The sequence below is a fragment of the Micromonospora sp. AMSO12t genome, from assembly GCF_008806585.1.
Lineage (GTDB): Bacteria > Actinomycetota > Actinomycetes > Mycobacteriales > Micromonosporaceae > Micromonospora > Micromonospora reichwaldensis.
Window position 1 is genome coordinate 1 of record NZ_WAAS01000493.1, and the last position, 1,572, is coordinate 1,572.

Genomic DNA, 1,572 nt, shown 5'->3' on the forward strand with positions numbered 1-1,572 from the left:
AGTAGGATGCCGGTGTGCGGGTTCTTCTTCTTGGTGGTGGGGGGCGGGAGCATGCGCTCGCGCTCGGGTTGGCTGCGGATCCGGCCGTCGAGCAGTTGATCGCGGCGCCCGGTAATCCCGGGATCGCCTCGGTCGCCTCGGTGCGGGCCGTCGATCCGTGCGATCCGGCGGGCGTTGCCGCGCTGGCGGTGGAGACCGGGGCCGACCTGGTGGTGATCGGGCCGGAGGCGCCGCTGGTGGCCGGGGTCGCCGACGCCGTACGCGCCAAGGGGATCGCCGCGTTCGGGCCGTCCGCCGAGGCGGCCCGGCTGGAGGGCTCGAAGACGTTCGCCAAGGACGTCATGACTGCCGCAGGCGTACCGACCGCCCGCGCGTACACCTGCACGGACGCGGAGAGCACCGGCAGGGCGCTGGACGAGTTCGGCGCGCCGTACGTGGTGAAAAACGACGGGCTCGCCGCCGGCAAGGGCGTCGTGGTGACCGACGACCGCGCCGCCGCGCTGCGGCACGCCGAGGAGTGCGGCCGGGTCGTCGTCGAGGAATACCTGTCCGGCCCGGAGGTCTCCCTCTTCGTGGTCACCGACGGCGAGGCGGCGGTGCCGCTGCTGCCGGCGCAGGACTTCAAGCGGGTCGGCGACGGCGACACCGGCCCGAACACCGGCGGCATGGGGGCGTACGCGCCGCTGCCCTGGGCGCCGTCCGGACTTGTCGACGAGGTCATGCGCGACGTCGTGCACCCGACCCTGGCGGAGATGGCCCGGCGGGGCACCCCGTTCGCGGGGCTGCTCTACGTCGGGCTGGCGATCACCGCCGAGGGCCCCCGGGTGATCGAGTTCAACGCCCGCTTCGGTGACCCGGAGACGCAGGTGGTGCTGGCGCTGCTGGAGACCCCGCTGGCCGGGCTGCTGCACGCCGCCGCGACCTGCACGCTGGCCGGGCACCCGCCGCTGCGCTGGCGCGACGGTGCCGGCGTCACGGTCGTGGTGGCCGCCGAGGGCTACCCGGCCGCCCCGCGCACCGGCGACGTGATCACCGGGGGCGAGGGGCCGGGGATCATCCACGCCGGCACCCGACGGGGCGCCGACGGGGCGCTGCTCTCCTCCGGCGGCCGGGTGCTCTGCGCCACCGCCACGGGCGTCGACCTGCCCACCGCCCGGGACGCCGCGTACGCGCTGGTCGCCGGGGTGGAGCTGGCCGGCTCGCACCACCGCACCGACATCGCCTCCGCCGCCGTCGAGGGTCGGATCACGATTCCGGGCTGACCGGGCAACCTCCACCCGCCTCGCCTCCGTCTGAGCGGTGCGGCGAGGAGGCGGCGGGATCGCCTGCCGACATCGAGGGCTACCGCGAGTACGTCGGGGCGCGGCTGGAACCGCTGCGCCCGGGCTGACGCTCCATCCCTGACCCGGGGCCGTCACCCCCGCACGGGCGCGTCCCGGTGCGTGGCGGGCGTCCACAGCCCCTCGACCCGGACGCGCCCCTGTACGCGGGGCGTGTCCCGGCGCGTCGCGGAGGCGTACTGGCTGTTGAGGGGCACGAGCTCCTCCGCCCGGTCGCCCGGGCCGCCGGGCG

1 protein-coding gene is annotated in these 1,572 nt (G+C 76.1%); it reads left to right on the top strand.

Going from position 1 to position 1,572, the window contains the following annotated elements; genetic code table 11:
• Window positions 1-14: 14 nt before the first annotated feature.
• On the top strand, window positions 15-1,262 hold the full coding sequence (gene purD, locus F6X68_RS32575) for a phosphoribosylamine--glycine ligase (protein WP_151457823.1): 1,248 nt from the start codon (window positions 15-17) through the stop codon (window positions 1,260-1,262).
• The last annotated feature ends 310 nt before the right edge of the window (window positions 1,263-1,572 follow it).